Genomic DNA, 23,851 nt, shown 5'->3' with positions numbered 1-23,851 from the left:
GCCGGTTTCCTTTGAGGTGAGGCACCGCTGGTCGATCGGCGGGCGTTCTGCTGGCAACCTTGCCAGATGGCATATCGCCGTGCAAGGACACGGTCGGTTGAATTAGCGGGGACTCTGTGGGAGCGGCTTTAGCCGCGAACACCGGCGCAGCCGGTGCCAGGCAACGCGTTGGATTCTTCGCGGCTAAAGCCGCTCCCACAGGGTACGCGTACCGCTTCCATTTGCCTTTGTGTGGCCTTTTCGCCTCGACAGGCGATACTTCTCTGTATCGCAGGCGTGTTCCTGGTGGCGCGCGCCGCTGGGAGGTGTCACGTGAAAAAACTGGCAATCGTGGGTGCCGGCATGGTCGGCGAGGCGGCGGCGCAGATCATCGCCCGGGAAGAGTTGTGCCGTGAGTTGGTATTGATGGATGTGCAGGGCGAGATGGCGCAAGGCAAGGCGCTGGATGTGTGGCAGGCGGCAGTCGAGTCGGGTTCCGATACCCGGGTTTACGGCGGGGCCAAGGCTGAAATGCTGCAGGGGGCCGAGCTGGTGGTCATCACCGCAGGGGTGCCGCGCAAGCCTGGGCAGTCGCGGCAGGATGTACTGAGTATCAACCTGCCCATCCTCGACGGGATCATGGCCGATATCAAGCAGCATGCACCCACCGCGACGGTGCTGGTGGTGTCGAACCCGGTCGACGTGCTCACCTATCGCGCCTGGAGTCTGAGCGGGCAGGGGCGCATCAAGGTGTTCGGCCAGGCGGGTGTGCTGGATACAGCACGCATGAAGTGCTTCATCGGCGAGCAGACCGGCTTTTCCGCCCGGGATATCACCGCGCTGGTACTGGGCGGGCATGGCGACAGCATGGTGCCGCTGATGCGCTATTGCCAGATCGGTTCGGTGCCGCTGTCGCACTTCTTGTCCGGTGAGCAGATCGAGCAGATCGTGGAGCGCACGCGCAAGGGCGGTGGCGAGATTCTGGGGTTGAAGAAGCTGGGCAGCGCCTGCGATGCGCCGGGCGTGGCGATTGCGCAGATGGTCGATGCGATCGCCAACGGGCGAAACCGCATATTGCCGGCGGTGGCGATTCTGCAGGGCGAGTACGGGCGCAAGGATATTGCCATGGGTGTGCCTTGCGTACTGGCGGAAGAGGGACTGGCGCGGGTGATCGAGTTGCCGCTGGATGCGCAGGAGCAGGCGATGTTCGATCAATCGGCAGACCAGGTGGCGCGGGATATTGCTGAAATGAAGGCGCTGTGACGCTGTGGGAGTGGCTGAATCGACCTTGAGCCCTGTGCAGTACCCGTGGGAGCGGGCAAGCCCGCGAAGCAGGCGACGCGGTGGATGGCACGGGCTTCGCCCGTGTTCGCGGGCGAGCCCGCTCCCACAGGGATCGCGCCAGCTTCGCCCCTAGCGCTGATAAGCCTTGCCAAAATGCCGCTCCAGCCGCGCCTGCACCAACTCCAGCAGGATCGACAGCAGCCAGTAGATCACCGCCGCCGTGGTCAGCATCTCCAGGTACCGATAGCTCGATCGCCCGTACGACTGCGCCAGGAACATCACCTCCCACACCCCCATCACCGATATCAGCGATGAGTCCTTCAGCATCGAGATGAACTGGTTGGCGGTAGGCGGAATGATCACCCGCATGGCCTGGGGCAGGACGATATGCCAGAAAATCTGTGGCGTGCGCATGCCCAGCGCCAGTGCCGCTTCACGTTGCCCGCGGGCGACACCGAGAATGCCGGCCCGGAAGATTTCGCTCAGGTAAGCCCCGTAGTTCAGCGACAGGGCGATGATGCCGGCGCTGATGGCGCCCGGTACCAGGCCAAGCTGCGGCAGCCCCAGGTAGATCAGCAGAATCTGGATCAGCAGCGGCGTGCCACGGAAGAACGAGGTGTAGAAGCTGGCGACACCCACCAGCACCGCGCTGTTCGACAACCGCGCCAGTGCGGCGGCAAAGCCGAGCAGCACCGATACCAGCATCGAGCACAGGCACAGGAACAGGGTCAGCGCTGCGCCTTGCAGAAAGCCGTTGGGCCCCAGCTTGAAACCGGCGAGGTTGGGGAATTTCTCCAGGATGATGGAGAACTTCAGGTCGAAGCTGAGGAAAAACGCGACGAACAGGCCGAACAGCGCCAGCCAGGTCAGCAGCAGCCGGGTGCGAAAGCCGAACAGGCCGCTGCCCGCGGGCTTGACCACGGGCTTGGGGGATGGGGGAAAGGTGCTCATTTGCTGATATCGGCGCCAATCCATTTCTGCGACAGCTTGGCCAGGGTGCCATCGGCCTTCAGCTCGGCAAACACCTGGCGCACCTTGGCATCCCACTCGGGGTCGCCTTTCTCGATGGCCACCGAGTTCGGCTCTTCATACAGCGGGGCGCCGGCCAGCTTGAAGCGTTTGTCCTGGTCCAGGCGCGGCTGCGCGGTCACCAGGTTGGTGAGGATGGCGTCCAGGCGTACGCCGGCGCCCAGGCCCAGGTCCTGGAAGGCCACGTTGTCGGTGTCGTAAGGCGCGATCTGCACGAATTCGAAGGGGTACTCGAGTTTCTGGTCTTCTTTGCCTTCGATCACAAGGTTCTTGTTCAGGTAGCTCTCGTAGCTCGATGCACTGGTCAAACCCACCTTGCGGCCTTCAAGGTCCTTGGCGCCATGGATGCGCTCATCCTTGGCGTTGACCACGATCACCGCAGGCGATGCGTAGTACTCCACCGGGAAGTCGAACACTTCGGCGCGGGCCTTGCTCGGGGTCATCGAGCAGATGCAGATATCGTAACGGCCGCTCCAGCGACCCGCGGCGATCACGTCCCACGAAGGGGTTTCCAGGCGCAGCTTGACGCCCAGCTTGTCCGCCACGGCCTTGGCCACATCCACGTCGAAACCGTCCAGCTGGTTCTGGTCGTTGAGGAAGGAAAACGGTGGGTAGCTTTCCATCAGCACGTTGACCAGTTCCTTGCGCGATTCAACCCGCTCCAGCGTGGCACCGGCAAAGGCCTGGGAAGCAGTTGCGAGCAGCACAAGGCCCGCACCGAGCACAGTAGAAAATCGCATGGACATACCTGAAATGTTGGCCAATGATAGGAAACGGTATTTAATAGTTATAAGTGTCGCCTACATAATGAATTTTATTCATAAGTACCTTTAGAGTAGTTATATGAAACAGCGAGCGATGGTAATTCTCGACGGTGGCATGGGCCGTGAGCTGCAACGCAGTGGGGCGCCGTTTCGTCAGCCCGAGTGGTCGGCGCTGGCGCTGAGCGAGGCGCCGGAAGCGGTGGTTGGCGTGCATGCAGCGTTCATCGCTGCCGGGGCCCAGGTCATTACCAGCAACAGCTATGCGGTGGTGCCGTTCCACATCGGCGAAGAGCGTTTTGCCAAGGAAGGGCGACAACTGGCCAACCTCGCAGGCCAACTGGCGCGGCATGCCGCCGATACCGGTGCGCACCCGGTCAGGGTAGCGGGTTCGCTGCCGCCGCTGTTCGGCTCCTATCGCCCCGACCTGTTCCAGCCCGAGCGCGTCGAGGAGGTGCTGACGCCGTTACTGCAGGGCCTGGCCCCGCATGTCGACCTGTGGCTGGCCGAAACCCAGAGCTCGGTTGCCGAAGTGCGGGCCATCCACGCCCACCTGCCGCAAGACGGCAAGCCGTTCTGGGTGTCGTTCACCTTGCAGGACGAGGACGTGGACGAAACGCCGCGCCTGCGTTCCGGCGAGCCAGTGGTCGATGCCATCGAAGCGGTGGTCGGCCTGGGTGTGGCGGCCGTGCTGTTCAACTGCAGCCAGCCCGAGGTAATCGGCGCTGCGGTCGATGTGGCGCGCTCGGTGATCGAACGCCACAACGCTGACGTCGCCATTGGCGCTTATGCCAACGCCTTCCCGCCACAGCCCAAGGAAGCCACCGCCAACGACGGCCTGGATGAGCTGCGCGAAGACCTGGACCCGCCGGGTTACCTGGCATGGGCCGCTGACTGGCGCAAGCGCGGCGCCAGCATGGTCGGCGGCTGCTGTGGCATTGGCCCGGAGCACATTGCCGAGCTGAAACGCAATCTGGTGTAAAGCCTGAAGGGGGCCGGGCGGCTGCCGCGCCCGTCTGGCCCCCAGCCATTAAAAAAAACGCTACTCAGACCCCGATTCCATCGTTTTTCAGTCCCCCCGCCATGCCCCTATAGTCCGCTGAAAGCCGATGCCGAATCGGTGTACACAACTCAGCGGTGCGGGAACCGGATATGAACAACAACGAAAAAGTCGTGGGCAATGCAGCGGTCGGTATCGGTACGCGAGTGGTGTGGGGTGGGGAACAGGTCCAGCACCCGTACAACGCTACCCAGACCCCGATCGTGGTAAGCGCCGCCTACGGCTACAACGACATCGATGCCTGGTACGACGTGGCGCAGGGCAAATTGCCGGGCTACATCTACAGCCGCATGAGCAACCCGACAGTCGCCACACTGGAAGCGAAGCTGTGCGAGCTGGAACAGGCCGAGTCGGCGGTGGCATTCAGCAGCGGCATGGCTGCCATCAGTGCCGTGCTGCATACCTTCCTCTCAAGCGGCAAGCGCGTTGTATCGACCCGCGACAGTTACGGCGGCACCAATAAGATTTTCGAAGAGTTCCTGCCGCGCATGGGCGTGCAAGTCTGCCTGTGTGACACCCTCGACACCGAGGCGCTGGAACGCGAGATCGCCGCAGGTTGCGACCTGCTGTATCTGGAAACCCCTACCAACCCCACCCTGAAAGTACTGGACATCCAGCGCCTGAGCGCTGCCGCCCGGCAGGCCGGCGCTGTGGTGGTGGCCGACAACACCTTCGCCACGCCGCTGAACCAGAACCCGTTGGCCCTGGGCGTGGACGTGGTAGTGCACAGCGCGACCAAGTTCCTGTCCGGGCACGGTGACGTGCTGGGTGGGGTGGTGTGTGGTGCCGAGCCGTTGATGGCGCAGGTACGCCACTACCGCGAGATCAACGGTGCAGCGCTGGACCCGTTTTCCGCCTACCTGATCATCCGCGGTATCAAGACGCTGGCCCTGCGCGTGCGTCAGCAGCAGGCCAGCGCGAAGGCCTTGGCGCATTACCTGACCACCGAACCGCTGGTTGAAGCGGTCAACTACCCCGGCTTGCCCCAGCACCCGGGCCATGCGATCGCCAAGGCGCAGATGCGTGGCTTCGGCGCCATCGTCAGCTTCGTGCTCAAAGGTGGCATGCCCACCGTTGCGCGGTTGCTGCCGCGCCTGAAGTACGCCCATCGGGCGGGCAACCTGGGCGCGGTAGAAACCATCTACGGCCCGGCGCGTACCACCAGCCATGTGGAAAATACCCTCGAAGAACGCCTGGCCCTGGGTATTTCCGAAGGGCTGGTGCGCATTTCGGTGGGCATCGAGGACACCGAGGACCTGCTGGCAGACCTGGCACAGGCCTGTGCATCGGTGCGCCAGGAGTTGGCCGCAGCAAAGGAACTGCACGGTGACGAAGACGCCTGCCTGGCCGAAGTACAGGCCTGAGGCTGGCGCGTAGCACCCGCTGCTTGCGGTGGGTGCCACTTCATGAAGTCGAACAAAAACAATATGCAAGGCAATTCGCTTCGCTCTGCCAAGACGAGGTCGTTGCAACGTCCTTGCCCGCCAACTTTCATGAGTAAATCACAATGTCCCTGCAGACAACGACAACGAGAAATGCTTCGGCGCACAGCTTCAAGCAGGATATGCAAACCCGCCATATCGTCATGCTGGCGCTGGGCGGTGTCATCGGTACCGGCCTGTTCCTGACGTCGGGCTACACCGTCAACCAGGCGGGCCCGCTGGGCGCCGTCATCGCCTATATCCTTGGCGCGATCATGGTCTACCTGGTGATGATGTGCCTGGGTGAACTGGCGGTACACATGCCGGAAGTCGGCTCGTTCAGCAGTTACGCCACGCGCTACCTCGGGCCGGGTACAGGCTACATGGTGGCCTGGATGTACTGGCTGACCTGGACCGTGGCCATCGGCTCGGAATTCACCGCTGCCGGTATCCTGATGGTGCGCTGGTTCCCGGACACGCCGGTGTGGATATGGAGTGCGCTGTTCGGGTTTGCAGTGTTCCTCAGCAATATCATTTCGGTGCGGTCGTTTGCCGAAACCGAATTCTGGCTGTCACTGATCAAGGTGCTGGCGGTGATTGCCTTCCTGGTGGTGGGCGGCGGCGCGATCCTGGGCGTTTTCGAAATTACCCAGGCGCACAGTGCCGGGCTGGGCAACTTCACCCGCGAAGGGCTGTTCCCCACGGGCTTCTGGTCGATCGCCATGACCCTGCTGGCGGTAGCCTTCGCGTTCTCTGGCACCGAGTTGATCGGCATCGCCGCCGGCGAAACCCGCGACCCGGAAAAGAACGTGCCCAAGGCCATCCGCACCACGGTCCTGCGCCTGGCGCTGTTCTTCGTCGGCACCATCTTTGTATTGGCTACCTTGTTGCCGCGTGAACAGGCCGGGGTGGTTGAAAGCCCGTTCGTGATGGTCTTTGCCATGATCGGTATCCCCTATGCCGCAGACATAATGAACTTCGTCATCATCACGGCACTGCTGTCGGCGGCCAACTCCGGGCTCTATGCTGCGGCGCGCATGCTGTGGACCCTCAGCGACCAAGGCAACATGCCCCGCCGGTATGCGGCCCTGTCGCGTCGTGGCACGCCGTTCAACGCCATTGTCCTGAGCATGGCGGGCGGCATGGCTTCGCTGCTGAGCAGTGTGTTTGCCCCAGACACCATCTACCTGGCGCTGGTGTCCATTTCCGGGTTGGCGGTGGTGGTGGTGTGGATCAGCATCGCGGCCAGCCAAATGGCTTTCCGCCGCCATTACATCGCCAATGGCGGCAAGCTCGAAGACCTGAAGTTCCGGGTGCGCGGCTACCCGTTCGTGCCGCTGGCGGCGATCTTCTGCTGCTTACTGGCCTGCATCGGCATTGCCTTCGACCCGGCCCAGCGCGTGGCCCTGTACTTCGGCTTGCCCTTCATTGCCTGGTGCTACCTGGCCTATTGGCTGACGTGCAAGTTCCGCAGCCGCCGGGCAGGCCCGCTGGAAGTCGTCGCGCCAGGTTCCGAGGCCGCCAGGGCAGGGTGATACTAGGCCACCGGAACGTTGCCAAGAGAAACCGCCGATGACCCAGAAAACCCTGCCCCCCTTGAACTGGCTCAGAGCCTTCGAAGTGTCGGCGCGTTACCTGAACTTCACCCATGCCGCCGAGGAACTGCACCTCACCCAGGGGGCCGTCAGCCAGCAGATTCGTCACCTCGAAAGCCAGTTGGGGGTGGCGCTGTTCAAGCGCCTGCCCCGGGGGCTGGGGTTGACTGAAGAGGGCCAGTCCTACCTGCCGGTGGTGCAGGATGCGATAAGCCGCCTGGCGGTGGGCACCAATGAAATTTTCGGGCAGCGCCAGCGTCGGCCCTTGAAAGTACGCGGCAGCCTGTCGTTCCTGCACTTCTGGCTGGCGCCCCGACTGGCCGATTTTCGCCGTTCGCACCCACAGGTGGACATCCGCTACATCAGCAACCTGTGGGTCAAGGAACTGGATGCCGAGGACGACCTGGAAATCCGCTGGGGCAGCGGCCAGTGGGCTGGCGTGGAGGCGCAGCGCCTGACCCGTGACGTACTGGTGCCGGTCTGCTCGCCTGCGCTGATTGCCGACTCCCCGCTACGCGAGCCGCGCGACCTGGCCCGCGTCCCGTTGCTGCATGTGCTGGGTTACGAGGAGGGGTGGGGTTATTGGCTGGAGCGGGTTGGCGCCGACCAGGTCGACTCTTCCAGCGGCCTGCAGTTCGACACCCTGGTGGCGACCTTGCGCATGGCGGAACTGGGGCTTGGCGTGGCACTGGCGCGTTCGTCGCTGGTCGAGGACTTGCTGCAGGAGGGGCGGCTGGTGGCCCCTTTTGCCCAGCGCATCGAGGCGAGCGAGTCGTTTTACCTGGTACGTGGCCTGGGTGAGGCGTTGTCCACGGATGCCCAAGCCTTCAGCCACTGGCTGGTGGCGATGGCCCACCGTTAATCACATAGTTACCTGGAGCACCGATGCAGTACACATCCACGCGCGGCAACGAGATACGGGTTGATTTTCGCACGGCGCTGCTTTCCGGGCTGGCCGATGATGGCGGGCTATACGTGCCTGCCGCGGTGCCGACCTTCAGCCAGCAGGAGATTGCCAGCTGGTCGTGGTTGCCGTTCGACGAACTGGCCTGGCGGGTGATGGCTCCGTTTGTTGGCGATACCCTCGATGAACCGACCCTCAGGGCGCTGGTCAGCGACAGCTACCGTGGGTTCAGGCACCGTGGTATTGCGCCGTTGCAGCAGATTGGCCATAACGAATGGATTCTGCAGCTGTTTCACGGGCCTACCCGGTCTTCCAAGGATTTCGCCGCACAGTTGCAGGCGCGGCTCATCCGCCATTTCCTGGGGGCCGATTGCGAACGGGTCATGCTGGTAGGTGCCAGCAACGGCGATACGGCGGTGGCCGCTATCGAAGCCTTGCGGCATTGCCCGACGGCACGCTTGCTGGCGCTGTACCCCAGTGCCGGGACACCGGCCGACCGGGCGGCGGTGATGCGCAGTGCCGCTTCCGAAAGCGTCAGCTGCGTGGCCGTGGACGGCAGCTTCGATGACTGCCAGTCGCTGGTGTCGGCGCTGCTGCGTGCATGGCCATGCCCCGGGTTGATCCCCGTGAGCTTCAACTCGACCAACTGGGTCGGCGTGCTGGCGCAGATCGTGTTCTATTTCCACGCGGCGCTGCAGCTGGGCGGGGGGATTCGGCCGGTGGGTTTCAGCATCCCCACGGCCAGTTTTGCCGAAATCTACGCCGGGTTCATTGCCCAGAAAATGGGCCTGCCGATCAACCAGATCATCGTTTCCACCAACCGCAACGATGCCTTGCACCGGTTCATCCACTGCAATCGCTACAGCCGTGGCTCAACCAGCCAGACCTTGTCGCCGGTCATGGACTTCTCACTGTTCTCCAACCTGGAGCGCTTCGTCTGGGAGCTGTATGACCGCGATGGCGGGGCGACCCGGGCGCTGATGGAGCACTTCGAGGATTGTGGCGAGTTGAGCATCGGCAACCGCCAGTGGTTACATGCGCGCATGCTGTTCGACTCCTATGCCGTGGATGACGCGCTGATCCGCGAAGAAATCGTCACGCTGTTCCACGAAACCGGCAGCGCAGTAGACCCGCATGCCGCCACCGGGGCATTCGCCGGGCGCCTGCACCGGCGCAACATCGGCGCGCCCATCGTCACGCTGGGGCAGTTTGCCCCGGAAAAGTCTGCCGGGCTGCTGGCGGAGCTGGGGGCCTGGCATGGTGAAGTACCGGCCAGTGTCGTGGATGCTGCAGGCGGCGGGCCGCTGCTGGCACCCGACGACCTGGCGGGGGTTCATGAGCTACTGGCCCGGTTGCAGGCCGGACGATGAAGCGCATCCTCGATCCCCTGGACGAGCGTATCCTCGCCGAACTCACCGCCAATGCACGCATTGCCCATGCCGAGCTGGGGCTCAAGGTGAACCTGTCGCGCAATGCGGTACGCCAGCGCATCGAGCGCCTGGAGCGTGACGGCGCCATCCAGGGCTATACCCTGCGCATCGGTGAGGGGCGGCGGCCGAGTTCGTTGATCAACGCGGTCATCTTCGTCTACCGCTATGACCGCATGCGCGGAGAAGCTGTGCTCGATGCGTTGCGCCAGATTCCCGAGGTGATCCAGTGTGAAGTACTCAGCGGTGAATTCGACCTGCTGCTGCGCGTCGAGGCTTCCAGCCCGGAACGGGTGCACCATGTATGGAAGGAGATTGCCGCCATGCCTGGGGTCGAGAACACCGTCACATCGTTCGTCCTGGCCACGGTGATCTGAGACGCCCGCTGCCGTTTGCCAACCCTCGTTACAACAACGCCGCCCGGGCTTGCGCCCTGGCGGCGTTGTGCATTCCGGCGGCGCTCAGGCGTGCATCGGGTACTGGTCAGATTGGCCAGTAAATACAGCGGATTGCCATATTCAACTGGCATTGCACGGCTCTTACGCTTGTCCTCATCGACCAATCGCCTGGAAAGGACAGCAAACCATGACCGAATACAAGATCGCACTCGTTGGCTTTGGCGGCGTGAACCGTGCCCTGGCCCAACTGATCGCCGAACGCAATACGCGCTGGCAGAAAGAGCTGGGCTTTGGCCTGAAGATCGTTGGCGTCACCGACCTGTTCCTGGGTTCGGCAATCGACCGCAATGGCCTGGATGCGGCCACCCTGGCGGCTCTGCCCGCTCAGAAGGGGGCGCTGGCGCAGATCCCTCAGGGTTCTGCAGAGGCGTTCAACGAGTCGGTGATCAAGCAGTCCGGTGCCGACATCATCGCCGAAGCCACCTTCACCAACCCCAAGGACGGTGAACCGGCGGCAACCTTCTGCCGCTGGGCGCTGGAAGCGGGCAAGCATGTGGTCACTACCAACAAGGGGCCGATCGCCTTGCATGCCCAGGCGCTGAAGGCCTTGGCCAAGGCCAATGGTGTGTCGTTCGAATACGAAGGCGCGGTGATGAGCGGTACACCGGTGCTGCGCATGGCGCGCCAGACCTTGGCCGGTGCAGGCCTGGTGGGCTTCGAGGGCATCCTCAACGGCACTTCGAACTACGTGCTGACGCGTATGGAAGAGGGGCTTGGCTTTGCCGATGCGGTGGCCCAGGCGCAAGCACTTGGCTACGCCGAGGCAGACCCGAGCGCCGATGTGGAGGGGTATGACGTGCGCCTGAAAGTGGTGATTCTCGCCAACGAGCTGCTCGGTGCCTGCTTGCAGGTGAACGATGTCACCTGCAGCGGCATCAGCAACCTCGATAGCGCGGCGATCCAGCAAGCGCAGGCAGCGGGCAAGCGCTGGAAACTGATCGGCAGTGCCAGCCGAGAAACCGATGGCTCGGTGCGTGCCAGCGTCGAAGCGCGCCTGTTGCCCGGCAACCACCCTCTGGCGGGTATTTCCGGTGCCACCAATGCGGTTGCGTTCAACACCGAATTGCTGGGCGCGGTGACCGTGTCCGGCCCAGGTGCGGGGCGTGTCGAAACGGCATTCGCCCTGCTGTCGGATATCGTCGCCATCCACGCCGCTGGCCGCTCGGCCTGAGGAGCAACCTTCATGAGCCTGACTTACGTGTCCCGGGTAGCCGTCCAGCAACCCGCTTTGATCGATGTGTACAGCCCCTTCGACGGTAGCCTGGTCGGCAGCGTCGCCAACCTTGCTGCCGATGCCGTGCCAGGCCTGCTGGTTCGTGCCCGTCAGGGCGTACGCGAAAGCGCCGCGCTGCCCCGGCACCGTCGCGCCAGCATTCTGGAGCAGGCCGCGCGGCTCATCGAGCGCGATGCAGCAGATTTTGCCGGCCTGATTGTCGACGAAGCGGGCAAGACCCTGCGTCAGGCCGAAAAGGAGGTGAAGCGCTGCATCAATACCCTCAAGCTGTCTGCCGAGGAAGCGCGGCGCAACGCCGGCGAGGTGGTGCCTTTCGATGCCTATGAAGGCTCGGAGTCGCGTCAGGGCTGGTTCACCCGCGAGCCGTTGGGGTTGATCCTGGCCATTACCCCGTACAACGACCCGCTCAACCTGGTGGCGCACAAGCTGGGGCCAGCGATTGCTGGAGGCAATGCGGTCATTCTGAAGCCTTCGGAGCTGGCCCCGCTTTCTGCCTTGAAACTGGTGCAGTACCTGGTCGCTGCGGGCCTGCCGGAGACCGTGGTCACCGTGGCCACTGGCGGTGCCGAACTGGGCAAGGCCCTGGTGGCCGTGCGTGAAGTGCGGATGATTTCCTTCACGGGCGGCTTCGCCACGGGCGAACAGATTGCCCGGGGGGCGGGCCTGAAAAAACTTGCCATGGACCTGGGGGGGAACGCGCCGGTACTGGTATTGAAGGACTGCGACCTTGAGGCCACTGTCGAGTCTTGTATGTCTGGCGCATTCTGGGCAGCGGGGCAGAACTGCATCGGCACCCAGCGCATCCTGGTGGACGCTTCGATCTATGAGGCGTTCCGCCAGCGCTTCGTCGCCTTGACCCAGGCGATGGTGGTGGGGGATCCAGGCCTGCACGAAACCGACATGGGGCCAATGATCACCGAAGCCGCGGCCCGGCAGATTGAAGAGCGCGTGAACCAGGCCCTGCAGGACGGTGCTCGCCTGCTCTGCGGTCATCGCCGCCAGGGGGCCAGCTATGCGCCGACGGTGCTGGAGGGTGTTGACCACGCCAGCCGGCTGTGGCGTGAGGAGGTCTTCGCACCGGTGGTGATGCTGGCGCCTTTCGAGGATATCGAGCAGGCGATATCACTGGCCAACGCCCCGGAGTACAGCTTGCATGCTGGTGTGTTCACCCGTGACTTGTCCTTGGCGCTGAGCCTGGCGAAGCGCATAGAGGCTGGCGGCGTGATGATCAACGACTCGTCCGACTACCGCTTCGATGCCATGCCATTCGGTGGCTCCAAGTATGGAAGCCTTGGCCGCGAGGGGGTGCGGTTTGCCTACGAGGACATGACCCAGCCCAAAGTCGTCTGCCTCAACCAGTTGGGATAAGGGGAGCAAGCTTGATGATCGAACGCTATGGATCAGGCGAGCGAATGTCGCTGGCGGTCAGCTACAGGGGCCTGTTCGAAACGGCAGGCGTGGTCGCGGACGACCTGCGCCAGGATGTGCAGGGGCAGTTGCGCCAGGCGTTGAGTACGATCGATGGGCTGATGGCAGAGGCCAAGGTCGGCAAGCAGCACTTGACCCGGGTTCAGTTATGGATTGCCGACTACAGCCACTTCGACCAGGTCAACGAGGTGTACGACGCCTGGTTGCAGGGTTGTCCGAAACCACCCCGGGCTTGTGTAGGCGCAGACCTGGGAGAGGGTTACCTGGTCGAGGTACAGGTATTTGCCGTATGCCCTGAGTGCGCCTGACCCTGAGCGACCGAAACCCCGGGTCAGCGTACGGCTCGGGGCACCGCCCTTACATAGATCAGTTCGCTTACCAGCTCCACCAGTGTCTGGGTAATTACCGCTGCCGCGGCCAACCCGCGCATTGTTTCGGGCAGTGCCAGCGCCAATGGCAACACTACCAGCGAGTTGCGCGTGGCGGCGCTGAAGGTTACCGCCCGTGCCTCGGTCACCGGCAGGCGCAGCAGGCGCGCCGCAACGAACCCGAGCACTGGCGCCAACAGCATGAAGCCGATGTACACCGGAATCACCGGCAGCAAACGGTCGAAATCACGCAGCACCACGGCTATTTGCGAGGCGATCACCACCACCAGCACCAAGGCCATGGCCGGCACCGGCATCCACGCCCAGGCGTCGTTCCATGTGGACATCATGCGCGAATGACGGGCACCCGCGCTGGTGAGCACGGCGAGGACCATCGGCAGCACGATCAGCAGCAGGAAGGCTTCCACGAACGGGGTGATGGAGATGGCCACGTTGCTGCTGTCACCCAGCATCAGGGCCAGGTAAAGCGGCAGCAGCGCCAGTTGTACCAACAGCAGCACGGGGGTGGCGGCCAGGGTCAGGCGGGCGTCGCCTTTGCCGATGTGGGTGAACACCACCACGTAGTCGATGCACGGTGTCAGCAGCACCAGCAGTGCACCGATCAGGACCGCCGGGTGTGCGACCAGGCCGCGGGTAATGGCCCAGACCAGCAGGGGCACGAGGATGAAGTTGGCCAGCAGCAGGGCGGCCATGAAGCGGCGATTGCCCAGGCCCTGGCGCAAGTCGAGGAAGGGGATCTGCAGGAACATCGCGTACATCAGTACGGCGATGGCAGGGGTGACCAGGGCTTCCAGGTGGCGTGCAGTGTCGCTGGCCAGCAGGCCGAACGTGATGGCGGCGAGCACGGCGGCGAAGTAGATCGGGACCTGGTGCGTTTCAAGTTGCGCTCTGGTCAAGGTACGGCCTGTGTTTGAAGGGAGGAACGCTATCATAACCTGTGGGAGCGGGCGTGCCCGCGAACACCGGCGCAGCCGGTGCCATCCACCGAGTCGTCTTCTTCGCGGGCACGCCCGCTCCCACAGGATTCGCCTCCCGAAAACGAAAAAGCCCGGCACTAGGCCGGGCTTTTCGCTGTCAGGCGATCGCCAATCAGTTGCCGTATACCGGCAGCTTCTTGCAGATGGCCTTGACCTTCTCACGTACGGCGTCGATCACCGCTTCGTTGTTCAGGTCAGCCAGGATGTCGCAGATCCAGCCAGCCAGCTCGCGGCACTCGGCTTCCTTGAAACCACGGGTAGTCACGGCCGGGGTGCCGAAACGCAGGCCCGAGGTGACGAACGGGGAACGTGGGTCGTTCGGTACCGAGTTCTTGTTGACGGTGATGAACGCTTTGCCCAGGGCGGCGTCAGCGTCCTTGCCGGAGATTTCCTGCTTGATCAGCGACAGCAGGAACAGGTGGTTCTGGGTGCCACCGGAAACCACGTCGAAACCACGCTCGATGAATACGCTGGCCATGGCCTGGGCGTTTTTCACCACTTGCTGCTGGTAAGCCTTGAACTCAGGCTGCAGGGCTTCCTTGAAGCAGATGGCCTTGGCTGCGATGACGTGCTCCAGCGGGCCACCCTGGGCGCCCGGGAATACGGCGGAGTTCAGCTTCTTCTCGATCTCTTCGTTCTTGCGAGCGAGGATCAGGCCGCCACGCGGGCCGCGCAGGGTCTTGTGGGTGGTGGTGGTGACCACGTCGGCGAACGGAACAGGGTTCGGGTACACGCCAGCGGCAACCAGGCCGGCAACGTGGGCCATGTCGACGAACAGGTAGGCACCGACCTTGTCGGCGATGGCGCGGAAGCGGGCGAAGTCCAGAACCTGCGAGTAGGCCGAGAAGCCGGCAACGATCATCTTCGGCTTGTGCTCGACAGCCAGGCGCTCGACTTCGTCGTAGTCGATCAGGCCGTTGCCGTCGATGCCGTACTGGATGGCGTTGTACAGCTTGCCCGAGGAGCTGACGGAAGCACCGTGGGTCAGGTGGCCACCGTGGGCCAGGCTCATGCCCAGGATGGTGTCACCGGCCGACAGCAGGGCCAGGTAGACGGCAGCGTTGGCCTGGGAGCCGGCGTGCGGCTGAACGTTGGCGTAGTCGGCGCCGAACAGTTCCTTGGCACGGTCGATGGCCAGTTGTTCGACGACATCGACGTACTCGCAACCACCGTAGTAGCGCTTGCCCGGGTAGCCTTCGGCGTACTTGTTGGTCAGGACCGAGCCCTGGGCCTCCATGACTGCCGGGCTGGTGTAGTTTTCCGAAGCGATCAGCTCGATATGCTCTTCCTGGCGCAGAGCTTCTTGCTGCATGGCTTCGAAGAGCTCGGCGTCGTACTTGGCAATGGTCAAATCACGGCTGAACATGGCGGTCCTCAAGGATCGGGGTGAATTGGGGGGGCATTCTAACCGATTGATTGGCGGCTGGCATATGAAGTGGCATCAAGTCGCGGACCAATGGGCTTCATGTTGCATCCCGCGCCATGTCTGGGCTGGGCGGGGGTTGGAGTTGACTCACAAGTCCGTTTTTTATGGGGTATCCAGTTGTAATACCGTACCTGTGGGATCGCCGCCGGCAACGCATCAATTGAACATGAACAGCGTCTCGTTGGCGAACTGCGCCTCGAACTGATGCGCCGGCATCGGCCGCCCGAACAGGTAGCCCTGAACCTCGTCGCAACCATGCTCGCGCAGGAATTCCAGCTGCTCGTGGGTTTCCACACCTTCGGCAATCACCGCCAGGTTGAGGCTGTGGGCCATGGCGATGATCGCCCGGGCAATCTGCGCATCCTGCTCGCCTTCGGGCAGGCCATCGACGAAGGTGCGGTCGATCTTCAGCACGTCGATGGGGAACTGCTTGAGGTAGTTCAGCGATGAGTAACCGGTGCCGAAGTCGTCCACCGCGATGCTCAGGCCGAGGTTTTTCAGGCTGGCGAGAATCTGCATGGCTTCGTTCACTTCGCGCATCAGGATGCTTTCGGTCAGCTCCAGTTCCAGGCACGCCGGTGGCAGGCCGGATTCTTCCAGAATGGTGGCGATACGCGTGCCCAGCTGGCCGTCGGAGAACTGCCGCGCCGAGATGTTCACCGATACCTTGGGCACGCGCACCTTGGCCTTGTGCCAGGCCTTGAGCTGGCGGCTGGCCTCGCGCAGCACCCAGTCGCCCACGTCCACCACCAGGCCCAGTTCTTCGATCACCGGGATGAAGTCGCCTGGCGGCACCAGGCCGCGGGTCGGGTGACGCCAGCGCAGCAGCGCTTCGGCGCCGGTCAGGCGCTTGCCGTCGCCGCTGAACTGCGGCTGGTAGTAGAGGATGAACTCGTTCTGCTCCATGGCATGGCGCAGGTCGCTTTCCAGCTCCAGGCGTTCCAGGGCACTGGCGTTCATCTCCGCCTGGTAGAACTGGAAGTTGTTCTTGCCACGCTCCTTGGCGTGGTACATGGCGGTGTCGGCGTTTTTCATCAGTTGGCTCAGCTCGCTGCCATCCTGCGGGCTGAGGGCGATGCCGATACTGGCGGTGACGAAGAACTCGCGGTTCTCCAGCACGAACGGTCGCACCAGGCTGCCGAGGATGTTCTCGGCCACGTGAATGGCGCGGTTGAGCGCGATCTCGCGGGTAGCGCGCGGTTGCAGCAGCAGGGTGAACTCATCGCCGCCCATGCGCGCCACGGTGTCGTCGTTGTCCACACAGGCCAGCAGGCGCTGGGCCATGTCCTTGAGCATGCGGTCCCCGGCGGCGTGGCCGAGTGAGTCGTTGATCGGCTTGAAGCGGTCCAGGTCGAGGAACATCAGCACCACCCAGGCCTTTTGCCGCTCGGCCTGTTGCAGGGCGTTGTACAGGCGGTCCTGGAACAACGTGCGGTTGGGCAGGTGGGTGAGGGCGTCATAGTAGGCCAGGCGGTGGATGCGCTGTTCGCTGGCCTTGCGCTCGCTGATATCGGTGAAGAAGCACACATAGCTGGCCAGGTCGCCTTCGTCGTCCAGCACCGCGGTGATGCCGACCCAGGCCGGGTAGTGGTCGCCGTCGCGGCGCTTGAGCCACACCTCGCCCTCCCAGCTGCCGCGCTGGTGCAGCTGCTTGACCACGTAGCGCAGGTGGCCCTCCTGCTGTTCGTCGACGGTGAGCAGGCCCGGCAACTGGTCGAGTACCTCGCTGACGGCGTAACCACTGACGCGGCTGAACGCTTCGTTGGCCTGGACGATATAACCTGCCGGGTCGGTGATGAGGATCGCCGAGGTGGAGTGCTCGAATACCGTCGCGGCCATGCGCAGGTCCTTTTCGGCACGGCGTTGCTGGCTGATGTCGCGGCCCACACCGAGCACGCCTTCGAAGCGCTGCTCATCGTCCCATACCAGTACCAGGCGCAGTTCGATGGGAATCTTGCGGCCATCGGCGCGCAGGCAGTCGAACAGGAACAACTGGGTCGGCAGCTGGCTGCGCAGCTGGGCCAGCTGCGCGGGGTCACTCATGGCCTTGCTGACGCGCTCCATCAGGCTGTAGATGCCGGTGAGCTGGGCCGGGTTGGCGATGATCGACTGCCAGCCGTTGGTGAAGATCCAGTCGGCCTGGTAGCCCAACACGCTCTGCACCGAAGGGCTGACGTAATTGAGCTTGAGCAGGTTGTCGGTGGAGAAGATCACGTCACTGATGCTTTCGGCGAGCATGCGGTAGCGCTGTTCGCTGTCGCGCAGCGACTGGCTGGCCTCGATCTGCACCGTCACGTCCTTGCCCACGCCGATGATGCGCGTCACCAGGCCATCGGCGTCACGGGTCAGCACTTGTTCGCGAATGTCGTAGCAGCGCCAACTGCCATCACGGTGGCGGAAGCGCAACTGGCAGTGCAGCGGTTGGTCATGGCCGTTGTCACGCTGTTGCTGGCGCAGTGCCTGGTAGTGCGCCGCGTCCTCGGGGTGCAGCAGCAGTTCCCAGAAGCGGTCGCCCATCTGCGCCAGCTCGGTACGGTCGTAGCCCAGGGTCTGGCCAAGGTGGCGGTTGCTGAAGATCATCCGCTGGTTGAGCACGTCCTGCACGTACAACTGGTCGGGCACGGTGCGCACCACGTCCGACCAGAAGCTTTCGCGCTCCAGCAACGACAGTTCCACCTGCTTGCGGCTGGTGATGTCGCTGATGCTGAGGATCACCGCCTGGTAGTCACGGCGTTGCTGCGGCAGGCGGGCCATCAGCCACAGGTGCAGCTCGCCACCCAGCGGGGCCGGCAGGCGCACTTCCAGCTCCAGCAGCGGGCGTTGCTCGATCAGCGCGTCGATCAGTTGCATGCCGACGCTGTCGCGGCCATCGCCGGTGCCATCGATCAGGCGCTGCCAGGCACCTTCGTGGCAGTCGATGTTCAACAACTGGCGGGCTACCTGGTTGATCTCGGTGATCTTCAGCTCCAGCAGCAGCGAGCGGCGCAGGTTCGGGTCCAGGGCCAGGCTGTGCTTGAGCCCGGCACGGTTGCGCAGGTGGTAGCGGTCGAGTTTGCCGGGCAGACTGGACAGGTCGAGCACGCACAAGGCCACGCCGGTGCCTTCGAAGATTTCCTGGTAGCGCCGACGGTCTTCCTGCAGCGCCCGTTGGCGGCGGCGCATGTTGATCAGGGCCAGCACCGGCAGCAGTGCGCAGAACAGCACCAGCAGGCATTTGCCGAGCAGCGCCGGCAGCAGCTTCTGCTGGGCCCGCTTGGCGTCGAACAGACCACGCAGCTGCCAGGTACTGTTGTCGATGAAGGCCAGCATTACGCTTTGCAGCGGTTCGTTGCTGGTATCGGCCGGCGCATGGCGTTGCAGTACTTCGCCGTTGCGGCTGTTTTCCAGCAGCCACAGCGGGTGGGCGGTACCATCCAGGTGAAGGGTGAGGGTGCGGTAGTAGTCCGGCGACAGGCGCAGCAGCCAGTAGCCTCGGTCCTGGCCGGCGGCCTGGCGTAGCAACAGATAGAGGGTGCGGTTGTCGGGCGAATTGCTGAAGAAGTACGGACGACCCTGGTTCAGCCTGAGCAGCTCGTCAAGCGTCTGGCGGTCGGGGCTTGCGCTCAGACTGTCGGCCTGTAGCTGCCCGGTAGCGTCCAGCCAGGCGATGCTCTGCAGGGCCGGCAGCTGCTCGCGCAGGCTGCCCAGCAGGCCGGGCAGGGCCTTGGGCGCCGGTGCCTTGACATAGGGTTGCATCACATTCATGGCCTGCTGGGCCTTGAGTGCCATGTTCAGGCTCAGGTGGTCTGCCTGTTCGGCGGTGGCGTTCAGGCTCTGTTTGCGCAGGTCGGCCTGGGTATGGTTGAACTGGGCGAACAACTGCCACAGCAGCAGGGCCAGCAGGATCAGGGCCAGCAGCGCCAGCGCACCCTTGATCGACCCGCGCAGCGAAGCGACGGGCGCCTGTGGCGCGGAACGCAATGACGACGGATGTGTAAGATTGGTCAAGCGTTGATCCTGCGATTGGGCTGGCGATGGCAGGGATGGATCATGCACGGTGTGTGCCGGTGTCTGGTCGCCAGACCGCGGTGGTGCACTATAAGGCCGGATACCTGAAACGGGCTAGCATGCCTCGGATTATGGCAAAGTGCCAGTCCGCAGGACCGGTGGTGCCTGCCGGGTGGTTCGGCAAGCCCCTGCGACCTGTGCGAGAATAGCGCCCGCTTCAAATGACAACGCATCGGAGATGTTCGGTTTTGGTTACTCACTTTTCCACCAATGGCCTCGATTCCGCCTGCGGGCGCAGCAGTCAGACCCTTGTCAGCACTGCCGTGACCGAGGACGTATCCTGCAAGTCTTGCCAGCGTTCGCTGAGCAAACCCGAGGCGGCCGCTGTCGCCAAGAGCAAGAGCCCATCGCTGGCCGAACTGCGCAAGACCGCCAAGGCGGCAGTTGAGCCGGCAGTCGCCGTGGCCGAGGTCAAGCCGGCGGCCAAGGTTGTCAGCCGTGCGCCTGCGGCCGCCAAGCCAGCCAAAGCTGCCGAGCAGCAGCCGGCTCGTAGCGGTGGCTTCAGCGTGAAGTCCGCCTGGGCCGCGCGCCTGGCCGAGCAGGGCGACCGCTGCCGCTTGCCGCGGGGCAAGGCCAGGCAGCGTCACGTCTGAGCCATCGTTGGCTGCTGTGCTGGCCCCTTCGCGGCTAAAGCCGCTCCCACAGGGATATCACCGCCTTTAAATATTGTGCAGTACCTGTGGGAGCGGCTTTAGCCGCGAAAGGGCCGGTACAGGCAAGAGATTCCCCCTGATCCCACCCCCCACCATCCGCCCCTCCTATGCAACGCCGCGCGTTGGCGTAGAATGGTCGACTTTGTTCAATGACACCCCCGTAAATACATCCCCCTGGCCAGTGCGCCGGGGCGATCGTCGATGTCTTTACCTATCTGATTAGAGGGCTTGGTTTTGGCTCAATACGTCTACACCATGCATCGGCTGAGCAAGGTCGTGCCGCCGAAGCGGGAAATTCTCAAGAACATTTCCCTGTCGTTCTTCCCGGGCGCCAAGATCGGCGTGCTCGGCCTGAACGGCGCCGGTAAATCGACCCTGCTGCGGATCATGGCGGGCGTCGACAAGGAATTCGACGGCGAAGCCCGTCCGATGCCCGACATCAACGTTGGCTACCTGCCGCAGGAACCGCAACTGGACCCGAACAAGTCGGTGCGCGAAGTGGTCGAGGAAGCGGTCAGCGTGATCAAGGACGCCCAGGCGCGTCTGGACGAGGTCTACGCGGCCTACGCCGAACCGGATGCCGACTTCGACAAGCTGGCCGCCGAGCAGGCCAAGCTGGAAGCCATCCTGCAGGCCGCCGACGGCCACAACCTGGAGCGCCAGCTGGACGTTGCTGCCGACGCCCTGCGCCTGCCGGCCTGGGACGCGCGCATCGAGCACCTGTCCGGTGGCGAGAAGCGCCGCGTGGCCCTGTGCCGCCTGCTGCTGTCGGCCCCCGACATGCTGCTGCTGGACGAACCGACCAACCACCTGGATGCCGACTCGGTGGCCTGGCTGGAGCGCTTCCTGCACGACTTCCCGGGCACCGTGGTAGCCATTACCCACGACCGTTACTTCCTCGACAACGTCGCCGGCTGGATCCTGGAACTGGACCGCGGCGCCGGCATCCCGTACGAAGGTAACTACTCGGGCTGGCTGGAAGCCAAGTCCGAGCGCCTGGCGCAGGAATCCAAGCAGCAGAGCGCCCACGAGAAGGCCATGAAAGAGGAACTGGAGTGGGTGCGCAAAGGCGCCAAGGCCCGCCAGTCCAAGTCCAAGGCCCGTCTGCAGCGCTTCGAAGAAATGCAGTCGCAGGAGTTCCAGAAGCGCAGCGAAACCAACGAGATCTACATCCCGGCCGGTCCGCGCCTGGGCGACAAGGTCATCGAGTTCAAGAACGTCACCAAGGGCTACGGCGACCGAGTGCTGATCGACAACCTGTCGTTCTCCATGCCTAAAGGCGCCATCGTCGGCGTGATCGGTGGTAACGGTGCTGGTAAGTCGACCCTGTTCCGCATGCTGATGGGCAAGGAACAGCCGGACTCGGGCACTATCGAGATCGGTGAAACCGTGCAGCTGGCCTGCGTCGATCAGAGCCGCGAGGACCTGGACGGTAGCAAGACCGTGTTCCAGCAGATTTCCGATGGTTCCGACATGATCCGCATCGGCAACTACGAGATCCCTTCGCGTACCTACGTGGGCCGCTTCAACTTCAAGGGTGGCGACCAGCAGAAGTTCGTCAAGGACCTGTCCGGTGGTGAGCGTGGCCGTCTGCACCTGGCCCTGACCCTGAAGGAGGGCGGTAACGTCCTGCTGCTCGACGAACCGTCCAACGACCTCGACGTCGAAACCCTGCGTTCGCTGGAAGAAGCCCTGCTGGACTTCCCGGGCGCGGCGATCGTGATCTCCCACGACCGTTGGTTCCTGGACCGTGTGGCTACCCACATCCTGGCGTACGAAGACGACTCGAACGTGGTGTTCTTCGAGGGTAACTACACCGAGTACGAAGCCGACCGCAAGAAGCGCCTGGGCGATGCTGCTGCCCAGCCGCACCGTGTACGGCACAAGAAGCTGGCCCAGTAAGCCGGTTTTTCGATGCACAGGAATGGGGCCTTCTTAGGTCCCATTTTTGTGCCTGGCTGGAAAGTGGTGCTGGCTTCATTCGCGGGCATGCCCGCTCCCACAGGAGCCCCTGGAACCCAAAGCTTGTGGTGAACCTGTGGGAGCGGGCGCGCCCGCGAATGAAGCCGCCGCCGACCAAGGTTTTGTATACACTTATAGAAAACGCACCAAATAATTTCAAAAAAACGACATTTCGCCCTATTCCGGTGCGATTGCTTCTTGGTACATTCCTGAAAAAAACCAATAAGTCCAATCCTCTTGGTGAGATGTCTACCATGATCGAATCTGTCGACAATTTCCTCGCGCGCCTGAAACAACGCGACCCGGGCCAACCTGAATTCCACCAGGCGGTGGAAGAAGTGTTGCGCAGCCTGTGGCCGTTCCTGGAGGCCAACCCGCATTACCTGCAGGCCGGCATCCTGGAGCGCATGGTCGAGCCCGAGCGTGCCGTGCTGTTCCGCGTATCCTGGGTCGATGACCAAGGCAAGGTGCAGGTCAACCGCGGCTACCGCATCCAGATGAGCAGCGCCATCGGCCCGTACAAGGGCGGCCTGCGCTTCCACCCGTCGGTCAACCTGGGCGTGCTCAAGTTCCTGGCCTTCGAGCAGGTATTCAAGAACTCCCTCACCTCGCTGCCCATGGGCGGCGGCAAAGGCGGCTCGGACTTCGACCCCAAAGGCAAGAGCGACGCTGAAGTGATGCGCTTCTGCCAGGCGTTCATGAGCGAGCTGTACCGCCACATTGGCGCTGACCTGGACGTTCCGGCGGGCGACATCGGCGTGGGTGCCCGCGAAATCGGCTTCATGTTCGGCCAGTACAAGCGCCTGGCCAACCAGTTCACTTCGGTGCTGACCGGCAAGGGCATGACCTACGGCGGCAGCCTGATCCGCCCGGAAGCCACCGGCTACGGCTGCGTGTATTTCGCCGAAGAAATGCTCAAGCGCCAGGACAAGCGTATCGATGGCTGCCGCGTGGCGATTTCCGGCTCGGGTAACGTGGCCCAGTATGCCGCGCGCAAGGTAATGGACCTGGGCGGCAAGGTGATTTCGCTGTCCGACTCCGAAGGCACCCTGTACGCCGAAGCCGGCCTGACCGATGCCCAGTGGGATGCGGTGATGGCGCTGAAGAACGTCAAGCGTGGCCGCATCAGCGAACTGGCCGCGCAGTTCGGCCTGGAGTTCCGCAAGGGCCAGACTCCGTGGAGCCTGCCGTGCGACATCGCCCTGCCGTGTGCCACGCAGAACGAACTGGGCGCCGAAGACGCCCGCACCCTGCTGCGCAATGGCTGCATCTGCGTGGCCGAAGGCGCCAACATGCCGACCACCCTGGAGGCTGTGGATATCTTCCTGGAGGCCGGCATCCTGTACGCCCCGGGCAAGGCCTCCAACGCCGGCGGCGTGGCCGTGTCGGGCCTGGAAATGTCGCAGAACGCCATGCGCCTGCTGTGGACTGCCGGTGAGGTGGACAGCAAGCTGCACAACATCATGCAGTCGATTCACCATGCTTGCGTGCATTACGGTGAAGAGGCGGATGGCAGCATCAACTACGTCAAAGGTGCAAACATCGCGGGCTTCGTGAAGGTGGCTGATGCGATGCTGGCGCAGGGCGTCGTTTGATCTGAGGCCGCAGGGGGCCGCTTTGCGGCCCGATCGCGACACAAGGCCGCTCCTACAGGATTGCGCGATCATCCAGGTTGTCGCGATCCCTGTAGGAGCGGCCTTGTGACGCGATGGGCTGCAAAGCAGCCCCCAGGGCCCTCAATCTTCACCCATAACCTCAACCACTTCGATCACCTGCTCCCCCACCGGCCGCCGCCAGACCACCTCATCCCCAGGCCC

Annotated in this window: 18 protein-coding genes and 1 pseudogene; 13 read left to right on the top strand and 6 right to left on the bottom strand. The window is 63.5% G+C overall.

Annotated features, from left to right (window positions below; all coding sequences use genetic code 11):
* The first annotated feature begins 312 nt into the window (after positions 1 to 312).
* Positions 313 to 1,242 carry a malate dehydrogenase gene (locus CAF70_RS22710; RefSeq protein WP_085626676.1) on the top strand — a complete coding sequence of 310 codons (930 nt, stop codon included), beginning with the start codon at positions 313 to 315 and terminating at the stop codon, positions 1,240 to 1,242.
* Positions 1,243 to 1,392: 150 nt separating this feature from the next.
* Here CAF70_RS22710 and CAF70_RS22700 read toward each other — a convergent pair whose 3' ends face one another.
* Positions 1,393 to 2,214, bottom strand: a complete 822-nt coding sequence (locus CAF70_RS22700) for an amino acid ABC transporter permease (protein WP_085626675.1) — start codon at positions 2,212 to 2,214, stop codon at positions 1,393 to 1,395.
* Positions 2,211 to 3,032: an ABC transporter substrate-binding protein gene (locus CAF70_RS22695; RefSeq protein WP_085626674.1), complete on the bottom strand. Its 822-nt coding sequence runs from the start codon at positions 3,030 to 3,032 to the stop codon at positions 2,211 to 2,213. The genes CAF70_RS22700 and CAF70_RS22695 overlap by 4 nt, the downstream gene beginning before the upstream one ends.
* A 118-nt stretch (positions 3,033 to 3,150) precedes the next feature.
* Here CAF70_RS22695 and CAF70_RS22690 point away from each other — a divergent pair, with 118 nt between their 5' ends.
* The 9 genes from CAF70_RS22690 (at position 3,151) to CAF70_RS22650 (ending at position 12,888) form a co-directional block, all read left to right on the top strand.
* Positions 3,151 to 4,035 (top strand): homocysteine S-methyltransferase family protein, encoded by an 885-nt coding sequence (locus CAF70_RS22690; RefSeq protein ID WP_178076420.1) that lies wholly within the window; start codon positions 3,151 to 3,153, stop codon positions 4,033 to 4,035.
* A 170-nt stretch (positions 4,036 to 4,205) separates the two neighbouring features.
* Positions 4,206 to 5,477 (top strand): cystathionine gamma-synthase family protein, encoded by a 1,272-nt coding sequence (locus CAF70_RS22685; RefSeq protein ID WP_085626672.1) that lies wholly within the window; start codon positions 4,206 to 4,208, stop codon positions 5,475 to 5,477.
* A gap of 143 nt (positions 5,478 to 5,620) precedes the next feature.
* Positions 5,621 to 7,069, top strand: a complete 1,449-nt coding sequence (locus CAF70_RS22680; RefSeq protein WP_085626671.1) for an amino acid permease — start codon at positions 5,621 to 5,623, stop codon at positions 7,067 to 7,069.
* Positions 7,070 to 7,106: 37 nt separating this feature from the next.
* On the top strand, positions 7,107 to 7,991 hold the full coding sequence (locus CAF70_RS22675) for a LysR substrate-binding domain-containing protein (RefSeq protein ID WP_085626670.1): 885 nt from the start codon (positions 7,107 to 7,109) through the stop codon (positions 7,989 to 7,991).
* 23 nt (positions 7,992 to 8,014) lie between these two features.
* The gene (locus CAF70_RS22670) at positions 8,015 to 9,403 is read left to right on the top strand and encodes a threonine synthase (protein WP_085626669.1); all 1,389 of its coding nucleotides are present in this window, start codon (positions 8,015 to 8,017) and stop codon (positions 9,401 to 9,403) included.
* The gene (locus CAF70_RS22665) at positions 9,400 to 9,837 is read left to right on the top strand and encodes an Lrp/AsnC family transcriptional regulator (RefSeq protein WP_085626668.1); all 438 of its coding nucleotides are present in this window, start codon (positions 9,400 to 9,402) and stop codon (positions 9,835 to 9,837) included. Before CAF70_RS22670 ends, CAF70_RS22665 begins: the two co-directional genes overlap by 4 nt.
* Positions 9,838 to 10,045: 208 nt before the next feature.
* The gene (locus CAF70_RS22660; protein ID WP_085626667.1) at positions 10,046 to 11,089 is read left to right on the top strand and encodes a homoserine dehydrogenase; all 1,044 of its coding nucleotides are present in this window, start codon (positions 10,046 to 10,048) and stop codon (positions 11,087 to 11,089) included.
* A gap of 12 nt (positions 11,090 to 11,101) precedes the next feature.
* Positions 11,102 to 12,520 carry an aldehyde dehydrogenase family protein gene (locus CAF70_RS22655; RefSeq protein ID WP_085626666.1) on the top strand — a complete coding sequence of 473 codons (1,419 nt, stop codon included), beginning with the start codon at positions 11,102 to 11,104 and terminating at the stop codon, positions 12,518 to 12,520.
* 44 nt (positions 12,521 to 12,564) lie between these two features.
* Positions 12,565 to 12,888 (top strand): RidA family protein, encoded by a 324-nt coding sequence (locus CAF70_RS22650; RefSeq protein WP_085626665.1) that lies wholly within the window; start codon positions 12,565 to 12,567, stop codon positions 12,886 to 12,888.
* A 23-nt stretch (positions 12,889 to 12,911) separates the two neighbouring features.
* Here the strand turns inward: CAF70_RS22650 and CAF70_RS22645 are convergent, their stop codons facing one another.
* The 3 genes from CAF70_RS22645 to CAF70_RS22630 all read right to left on the bottom strand — a co-directional run bounded on the left by CAF70_RS22645 (position 12,912) and on the right by CAF70_RS22630 (position 19,359).
* Positions 12,912 to 13,865 carry an arsenic resistance protein gene (locus tag CAF70_RS22645; protein WP_085626664.1) on the bottom strand — a complete coding sequence of 318 codons (954 nt, stop codon included), beginning with the start codon at positions 13,863 to 13,865 and terminating at the stop codon, positions 12,912 to 12,914.
* Between the two features lie 193 nt (positions 13,866 to 14,058).
* Positions 14,059 to 15,312, bottom strand: a complete 1,254-nt coding sequence (gene glyA / locus CAF70_RS22635; RefSeq protein ID WP_025337620.1) for a serine hydroxymethyltransferase — start codon at positions 15,310 to 15,312, stop codon at positions 14,059 to 14,061.
* 216 nt (positions 15,313 to 15,528) lie between these two features.
* The gene (locus CAF70_RS22630) at positions 15,529 to 19,359 is read right to left on the bottom strand and encodes a bifunctional diguanylate cyclase/phosphodiesterase (protein ID WP_085626663.1); all 3,831 of its coding nucleotides are present in this window, start codon (positions 19,357 to 19,359) and stop codon (positions 15,529 to 15,531) included.
* A 248-nt stretch (positions 19,360 to 19,607) separates the two neighbouring features.
* Here CAF70_RS22630 and CAF70_RS22625 point away from each other — a divergent pair, with 248 nt between their 5' ends.
* From CAF70_RS22625 to gdhA, 3 genes are all read left to right on the top strand, one after another.
* Positions 19,608 to 20,012 (top strand): hypothetical protein, encoded by a 405-nt coding sequence (locus tag CAF70_RS22625; RefSeq protein ID WP_085626662.1) that lies wholly within the window; start codon positions 19,608 to 19,610, stop codon positions 20,010 to 20,012.
* A gap of 294 nt (positions 20,013 to 20,306) precedes the next feature.
* Entirely contained in the window at positions 20,307 to 21,974 is a 1,668-nt protein-coding gene (ettA, locus tag CAF70_RS22620; RefSeq protein WP_085626661.1) for an energy-dependent translational throttle protein EttA, read from the top strand.
* 314 nt (positions 21,975 to 22,288) lie between these two features.
* Positions 22,289 to 23,629, top strand: a complete 1,341-nt coding sequence (gene gdhA / locus CAF70_RS22615) for an NADP-specific glutamate dehydrogenase (protein ID WP_063911744.1) — start codon at positions 22,289 to 22,291, stop codon at positions 23,627 to 23,629.
* 141 nt (positions 23,630 to 23,770) lie between these two features.
* Here gdhA and CAF70_RS28235 read toward each other — a convergent pair.
* Positions 23,771 to 23,851, bottom strand: a pseudogene (locus CAF70_RS28235) (transcription elongation factor GreAB); the annotation flags it as partial.

Origin of the sequence: Pseudomonas sp. B19(2017), assembly GCF_002113165.1 — a bacterium.
Classification (GTDB): domain Bacteria; phylum Pseudomonadota; class Gammaproteobacteria; order Pseudomonadales; family Pseudomonadaceae; genus Aquipseudomonas.
The sequence above is the reverse complement of the archived record's forward strand: the minus strand, read 5'-3'. Positions and strand labels throughout refer to the sequence as shown.